Genomic DNA, 7710 nt, shown 5'->3' with positions numbered 1-7710 from the left:
GGCGACCTCGACGCGACCGGCGACGGAATCATCACCCCGCCAACGGGTCCGGTCCCGACCACCACCGCCGCCGCCCACGACCTGCTGGACGCCCAACTCGCCAGCCTCGGCGGCGCCCTCGACGGCCCGACCCCGCTGTCCCCCAACGCCGACGATGCCGCCTCCGGCAATGCCGAAAAGTCCGAGCCGAACCCGGATTTCGACCAGCCCATGGTCCCCGGCCGCCACCGCGCGCTGGATGTACCGCCGCCGGGCCCCGGCCTGACGCCGACCTCTTCCGAGGAAGGTCGGCACAGTTCCGGCCCCATCCCGCAGGTCCCCGGCCCAGGCCCGCAGGGCACCGGTTCGACGCCGCAGGCGCCCGGCCCGCACGGGTTCGGCGCTGCCCCGAACATTCCGCCAGGCCCGCAGGCGCCCGGCGACGGCCAGCGGACGCCACCCGCCCCACCCGTCCCCGGTCCGATTCCCGGCACCGAGCATGCCCAGCACGCCCCTGATTCGACCGCCTCTCCGCTGGCCGCCGATCAAGCGCCGGGAGCCGTTCCGCCACAGTTGAATCCGTGGTCCCAGTCCCCCGGCCCGGACGACGCCGATCCGGACGCGAATCCCTGGGCCAACGCCCCCATGTCCGAGGCTGCCGCCGCGGGCCTGACCGGTCGGCACACGATCCCCGCCGCTCCTGGACAGCCCGATCCGGCACAACAGAATTGGGCTCAAGGCCCGTCCAGCCAACCGGCGAACGGCCAGTTCCCCGGCATGAACGGCCCCGGTCAGCCCTGGGCCGCCCCGGGCCAAGAAGTCCCTGGCACAGGACAATTCGGCGGTAACGCACCCGAGGGCGCGGCGCCGAACGCACCCGGGCAGATGCCGTGGTCCCAGCCGGGGCAGTCCCCCCGGCCCCCTCACGAACAGCTTCCCGGCCACCCGGACCAGCCCACCCCGAACCCTTGGGCCGGGCCGGGGCAGCAGGCCCACGACCCGCACCCGGTCCCCGGCATGCCGGGGCAGGGCCCCCTAGCCTCCCCGGAACACCACACCGGCCAGCCTGCTTCGAGCCCTTGGGTCGGACCGGGCCAGAGCGGTTCGGGCGCAGCGCAAGTCGGCGGCGGCGCATCGGGCGAGCCCGCTCCGAGCGCGCCCGGGCAGATGCCGTGGGCTCCGCCGGGGCAGATGCCTTGGGCGGCAGCGCCGCAGCAGGCCAAGCAGCCGGGGTATGCGACCGGTGAGCATTTCCAGAGTCCCTGGGTCGCGCCGGTTCAGCCTTCGACGACTTCGGGTGAATATGGGTCCGGCGAGGCCGGGCAGGCATCGGCGGGTGCGCCTGGGCAGGAGCAGGCCGCCGGTTACCCCGGTGGGGCGGAACAGAATTCGAACCTTGCGCCCGGAGTCGGCCAGTGGCCGAACGGGGAGGCGGGTCAGCCGGGCGTGGGTGCGCCGGGCCAGTATGGGCCGGGGTCGCCCGAGCAGTACGGGCCGAGTGCTCCGGCACAGTACGGGCCGGGTGCGTCCGGTCAGTACGGTGCGTCCGCCGGGCAGTACGGTGCGCCTGGGCAGTACGGTGCAGCTCCCGGGCAGCCCGGTCAGTGGGGGGCGAATGGGCCTGGCGGGCCTGCGCCTTCGCTGGATGACGTGCAGGTGCGCAGGGCCAAGAAGGCACCCGGCTCGGGGTGGCGGAAGGCCGTGCACCATATTTCGGGCGGGTCCATCAATCCTGGCATGTCGGCGGAGGAGCGGCGGCTGCAGGAGTTGGTGGCGCGGATTCGGCAGCCGGTGCGGGGCGATTATCGGATCGCGGTGTTGTCGTTGAAGGGTGGGGTCGGTAAGACCACGACCACTATGGGGCTCGGGTCGATTTTCTCGTCGATTCGCGGTGACCGGGTCATCGCGGTGGATGCGAACCCGGACTTCGGGACGCTGTCGCAGCGGGTGCCTTTGCAGACTCGTTCGACGGTGCGGGATTTGCTGCTGGACGAACACATTCAGCGCTATTCGGATGTGCGCCGCCATACCTCGCAGGGCAGTTCCCGCCTGGAGGTCTTGGCCAGTGAGCGCGATCCGGCCGCGTCCGAGGCATTCAGCGAGGAGGAATACCGCGCGGTGGCGCGAATCCTGCAGCGCTTCTACAACATCATCCTCACCGACTGCGGTACGGGCCTGATGCATTCGGCGATGGCGGGTGTGCTGGATCTGGCGCATTCGCTGGTGCTGATCTCGTCCTCGGCCATCGACGGCGCGCGCAGTGCGGCCGCCACCCTGGACTGGCTGTCGCTGCACGGCCACGACCACCTGGTCCGCAATGCCGTGGTGGTCATCAACCTGCCGCGCCCGGGCGCCCCGAATGTCGGAATCAACCAGCTGCGCGACTATTTCCTCTCGCGTTGCCGCGCGGTCCACATCATCCCCTACGACGCGCATCTCGGTGAGGGCGCGGAGATCGATCTGCATCGCCTGAGCAAGCCGGTCAAGCGCGCCTATGTCGAATTGGCGGCGACGGTCGCGGACGATTTCTCCGCCGACCACCGCCGTTATCGGGGCTGAATCGAATCCGTTCGGCGGCAGCGAGTTCAGCCCCCTCGCTCGCACATGACACGGCACCGAAGCGGTGCTAATTTGTGGCTCGCGCCGGTCGGTTCGGCGCGGTGCGGGTTCGGATGGTTCGGCGGCCCGCTGCTGTCCGGTGATGAGGGTTAACGCATGCGTCTGTGGTTCCGGCGATGGTCCGTGGCCGGAATGGGTGTGGCGGTGGTGATTCTGGTCGCGGCGTGCGGGAACGATGCTCCCCCGCCGGATTTCGGTCCGTATTCGACCGTCCCCGGCGACAATGACTTCGATCGGACGCCGAGCCGCGGCCGCGGTATTTTCGCCGAATCGCTGCGGTTGGCCGATCACATCGTTTTCCCTACCGATATCGACAGCGAACTGACGACGGCGCGCGGCGGCGGCGTGTCCGCCGACGACAGGGGATTGCACGAGACCGCGCTCTCCCCCCGGCAGCGCGCGATCGCGGTCTCCTTCGGAGTGGTCGGCTCGTTCGGCCTCGCGGCCGCGAACCGTGCCGACAGTGCCGCCGGTCCGCAGAAGTATCTGGCGGTGTCCCTCACCGCTTTCCGCGACGAGCGGACCGCTGCCGCGGCGGCCACCGAGATGGCGAGGCTCGATACCGAGGCGAGGCCGGAGAACCCGTCGCTGGGCAGTGTGAAGGCCTGGAAGAACGTGGTGATCCGGGTCTACGTCGAGTTGCCCGTCCCGGATCCCGGACAGCTGGCCGCGATCATCGCGACCACCTATCGCAAGCAAGAGGATCAGCTGGCAGGTTTCGACACCGCCGCGGTGCCGGACCCCGCCACCGTCCCCCTGGACCCGGACGGCCTGCTGACCCGCCTGGTGCGCACCGGCGACCCGATCGCCGATCCGAAGACCTTCGCCGCCTTCGGAATCCGCGCCTACGCCGCGCTGTCCCCCGAGCCCGCCCGGAAGCTCACCGCCTTTTCCGGCAACGGGGTGACCGCACTGGCGGTGTCCCACAACAAATTCCTGTATCGGATGCGGGATTCGAAGGCCGCCACGTCGTATGCCGACTGGCTGTCGGAGGACCCGGAGAACTCGGAGTACACCTGGATGCGTAATGCCCGCGATCTTCCCGGCGCCCGCTGTTCGGCGGCCGCCCGCCCGGACCCGAAATCCGTGCAGGCCCGCCGGTTCCGCTGCGTGGTGACGCGCGGCGAGTACGTCGCCGTGGTCTACAGCAATACCGAGACCGATATCCGGCAGCTGGCGGCCGCGCAGTACGCGATCATGGCGGGTGCGCGATGAAGGCGCTGCTGCCCGACGATCCGCGCTGGATCGGCCCGCACCACATGATCGCCGTGATCGGCCGCGGCGGCATGGGCCGGGTGCTGCTGGGCCGGACGCCGACCGGAAAGCTGGTGGCGGTCAAGCAGATTCCCCGCTCGCACACCGAGGATCTGGAGTTCCGGGCTCGCTTCCAGCGGGAGCTGGAGACCGGTAAGCCGTTGACCGGCGTGCACATCGGCGCGGTGGTGGACAGCGACCTGGATGCCGACCGGCCGTGGCTGGCCACCGAGTACCTGCCCGCCCCGGATCTGGCGACGGTGATCGCGGAGAAAGGCCCGCTGCCGCTGTCCGGCCTGCGCCTGCTGGCGACAGGTCTGGCCACCACCCTGCTGGAGGTGCACCGCGCGGTCCTGGTGCACCGAAATCTGAAGCCCGGCAATGTCCTCGTGACGCCGGAGGGCCCGCGCCTCATCGATTTCGGCATCGCCCGCCCGCCGGGCGCCGAACCCGATCCCACCGCCGCGGTGTTCCAGGCTCCGGAGCAGGCCGAGGGCCAGCCGGTGACCTCCGCCGCCGACCTCTACGCGGCCGGCATGCTGCTGCTCCTGGCCGCCACCGGATCCGTGTCCGCTACGCCGGATTTGCAGGCGGTCCCGCATTCGCTCCGCAAACTCGTGGAATCCTGCCTCGCCGCCGATCCCGCGCATCGCCCCTCGGCGCGGCAGATGCTGGAGCAGGCCGAGCGGATACCCACGGAATCCGCGTGGCCGCAACAGGTTCTGGACTTCCTGGAGTCGCATCGGGTGGACGCCGAATGGTGGGCCTCGAGCGGTGAGCAGGAGACCCGCTACCGGGATCAGCTGGCGCGCTTGGCCGGTCAGCGCCGCCGCACCATCGGCTGGGCGGCGGCGGGCGTGGTCGGACTGCTGGTCGTCGGCGGCGTGGCGGTCGGGTGGACACGCTCGGCGCAGACCGACGGACACGCCCAGCCGCGCACCAATCCGGCGCTGGACCTGACCGCCGCCGAACTGCGCCTGCTGGATGTCTGCGCCGTCCTCGACAAGGCCGTGGCGGGCAAGCTGGGCACCCGCACGGGCGATCCGCAGGCCACCCCCGAGGGCGGCTGCGCGACCACCGTCGCCGATGCCGCGCAGCGAAAGGTCCATTACACCTTCGACATTCCCGACCACGCCATCGGCGTCGGCCAGCTGACCCCGACCGGCCGCACCGTCGCCTGGGCGCCCATCCTCAGCGCGGGCGCCGCGGACAACAAATGCGACAACGTGGTCGTCACCCAGTCCGGCGATGCCGTGGCGCTGCGCATGTCGGCCGAGGAGACCGATCCCGCCGCCCAGCCCGGCGCCGCCTGCACCGCGGCCGAGCAGGCCCTGGTGGCCGTGGTCCAGCAGCTCACCGAGTTCGCGCCGCAGCGGCAGCTGCCGCCGGGTTCGGTGCTGCGCCTGGATCCGTGTACGGCGGTGCGGGACAACCTGATCCGCGAGGTCGCGGGCGAGCTCACCGACCATCAGCGCACGCCGCACGCGTGCACGACGGTGGGCCGTTCCGGCTGGGTGCGGGTCGACCTGGTCGACCAGTCCCGGCCGGACCGTGGCGAGTGGACCTATGAAACGGTTAGAACCGGTGAATTCACCGCGTATGTCACCGGCGCGCGTTCGGCCAACGACTGCTATCTGACCTATCTGGTACGCCCGACCGAAAAGGACAATGCGGAGCAGTTGAAGCTCACCGTGTCCGATCTGTCGAATTCACCGGACGCTTGCGGCAAAGCGGAAAAACTGTTGGCCGACGCGATTCCACGTTTGCCGAAATGATCATCATTTCGGACCGGCGCCGCTGAATTCCGGCAAAACAGATGGCGGTCCGGGCCACCCTCGGGCCCGGACCGCGCAGGTGTTTTGTTTTTACCAGGCGGGCAGCCGCCGCCGCCCGGCGAGTACGTCGCGCACGAGATCGTCGTAGGCGTCGGACAATTCAGCTAAATGGTGCCAAGCGCCGTGCAACATTTCATCATTCGCGTCAAGGGTCATCAACGCGTGATGGGCACGGACGGACGCCTCGGCGAGCCGATCGATGACCGATCCGACCGTTTCGGTGTGCAGGGTCGCGCCCAGCCGGTGCTGGGGAACCGAGCGCACGATCCAGTCGTCAATGGCCATGACCAATTCGATTCGGCGGCGCTTGTTTTCGATGATCGCCGTGGGATCGGATTCCGCGCCGATGCCGCCGCGCCCGACGATCCGCCGCTCGTGCAGCACCGCGAGGTCGTGGGCGAACCACAGCAGGGGTCCGCCGATGACCCGGTGCCCGCGACAAGCGCGCAGGAGTAGGTCGGAGGTCGGTAATAGGCCCGGGGCCGTCGACGCTAGGCCCGAGGCCGAGGGCCGCGCCTCCATGTCCGCATACGAAGGGGACACGTCGGGCAATGCCACAACGACCGTGTTTGATGTCTCCGAACCTGCCACGTTGCCTCGCGTTCTTCGACGTATAACAACACCGCATTCAGGACGTTCATTACAATAAACCTCAGAATGCTGCTGTCAAGCCTTACACGACAGTAGAACCACCGGAGTAGACTTCACAGCCTTGAAGCAACAACCGAGGAGCGAGATGGCGGACGGTCCGAGATATCAACGGATCGCAGACCTCCTCCGCGAGGAGATCCGCGCCGGCAAGTGGGAACCGGGCGATCGACTACCGAGTCACAACGAGTTGGCCGAGCAGATGCAGGTTTCGATTACGACGGCCCGCAACGCAATTCAACTGCTGGTCGCCGAAAACCTGGTTTACACAGCAACTTCCCGAGGCACCATCGTGCGAAGTCAGGAAGTGCTGGAATCGGTTGTCACGAACCATATTCGGCCGGACAGACCGAAGGCCGCACAGGACATCTTCTCAGAGATCGCGCGGGCGGCGGGCCGGGAGCCGTCCAAACAGTTCAGTGCGAGAATGGAACCGGCCAGTTCGGAGGTCGCGCACTGGCTGGGGGTGGAGCGCGACGAGTGGGTGGTGTCCCGCACGATCATGCAGTACCTGGACAACGAGCCGTGGTCGTGGGAGGTCAGCTTCTATCCGCGAGATCTGGCCGAGGCCACCGGAATCGACGCTCCGCACGACATTCCGGAGGGCACCACGCGCCGGCTCGCGGAGCGGGGTTTCGCCGAGACCGCGCATCGCGACACGGTGGTGGCGCGGCCCGCCACCACCGAGGAGGCGGCGCTGCTGGGGGTCGGTCCGGGCACCATTCTGCTCGATCATTTGCGTATCGGAGCCAACCACGAACGCGTCACCCGAGTGACGCGGCATCGTTCCACTGCTGCCCGCAACCGGCTGGCATACGAATTGGGTGACGACAAGGGAACGGACATTATTCGTAAAACTCTGGGCTCGCCTTATCCGCCCGGAAATTCCCATTCCTTCGGTAATTCCCTGCTACCCGGCGCGCCATGACCCCGCACCTGCGTCCGGCCGGTCTCGCTGATCTAGGAACCATCACCCGGTTCCGGCTGCAACGTACGAGCTGGCTGGCCGCACGCGGGAGCGACCAGTGGACCCGGGCCGGGCGCGGCCTCCCCATCGAGACCTTCGTCCGGTCCGTGGCCCACGCCGTCCGCAATGGCGAGACCTGGATCGCCGAGGTCGACGGCGACCCCGCCGGCACCATCACCGTCAACGACCGCGCCGACGAAAACCTCTGGTCCCCCGGCGAACTCGCCGACGCCGTGATCATCCACTACATGATCGTCGACCTCCGCTACGCCGGCCTCCGCATCGGCGAATCCCTCCTGGCCCACGCCGCCCACCTGGCCCACCTCCGCCACCGCGCCTGGGTCCGCCTGGACGCCTGGACCACCAACCCCGCCCTACACGCCTACTACCTCCGCGCCGGCTTCCACC

6 protein-coding genes are annotated in these 7710 nt (G+C 69.0%); 5 read left to right on the top strand and 1 reads right to left on the bottom strand.

Going from position 1 to position 7710, the window contains the following annotated elements; genetic code table 11:
* Positions 1 to 1146 precede the first annotated feature (1146 nt).
* From ACAM49_RS36975 to ACAM49_RS36965, 3 genes are all read left to right on the top strand, one after another.
* On the top strand, positions 1147 to 2538 hold the full coding sequence (locus ACAM49_RS36975; protein ID WP_369640180.1) for an AAA family ATPase: 1392 nt from the start codon (positions 1147 to 1149) through the stop codon (positions 2536 to 2538).
* 156 nt (positions 2539 to 2694) lie between these two features.
* Positions 2695 to 3813 carry a hypothetical protein gene (locus ACAM49_RS36970; RefSeq protein ID WP_369640179.1) on the top strand — a complete coding sequence of 373 codons (1119 nt, stop codon included), beginning with the start codon at positions 2695 to 2697 and terminating at the stop codon, positions 3811 to 3813.
* Positions 3810 to 5627 carry a protein kinase gene (locus ACAM49_RS36965; protein ID WP_369640178.1) on the top strand — a complete coding sequence of 606 codons (1818 nt, stop codon included), beginning with the start codon at positions 3810 to 3812 and terminating at the stop codon, positions 5625 to 5627. Before ACAM49_RS36970 ends, ACAM49_RS36965 begins: the two co-directional genes overlap by 4 nt.
* A 90-nt stretch (positions 5628 to 5717) precedes the next feature.
* On the opposite strand, the gene ACAM49_RS36960 is transcribed toward ACAM49_RS36965, so the two are convergent.
* Positions 5718 to 6230, bottom strand: coding sequence for a DUF4254 domain-containing protein (locus ACAM49_RS36960; protein ID WP_369640177.1), 513 nt, complete (start codon positions 6228 to 6230; stop codon positions 5718 to 5720).
* Between the two features lie 193 nt (positions 6231 to 6423).
* On the opposite strand from ACAM49_RS36960, the gene ACAM49_RS36955 reads away from it, so the two are divergent.
* Together ACAM49_RS36955 and ACAM49_RS36950 are read left to right on the top strand one after the other, a co-directional pair.
* A complete protein-coding gene (locus ACAM49_RS36955) occupies positions 6424 to 7263 on the top strand; it encodes a GntR family transcriptional regulator (RefSeq protein ID WP_369640176.1) in 840 nt (279 codons plus the stop codon).
* The coding region (locus tag ACAM49_RS36950; protein WP_369640175.1) for a GNAT family N-acetyltransferase at positions 7260 to 7710 on the top strand (451 nt) is incomplete at its 3' end. The genes ACAM49_RS36955 and ACAM49_RS36950, both read left to right, overlap by 4 nt.

The sequence above is a fragment of the Nocardia sp. JMUB6875 genome, from assembly GCF_041154655.1.
Classification (GTDB): Bacteria; Actinomycetota; Actinomycetes; order Mycobacteriales; family Mycobacteriaceae; genus Nocardia.
This window is presented reverse-complemented; position numbering and strand designations above follow the sequence as displayed.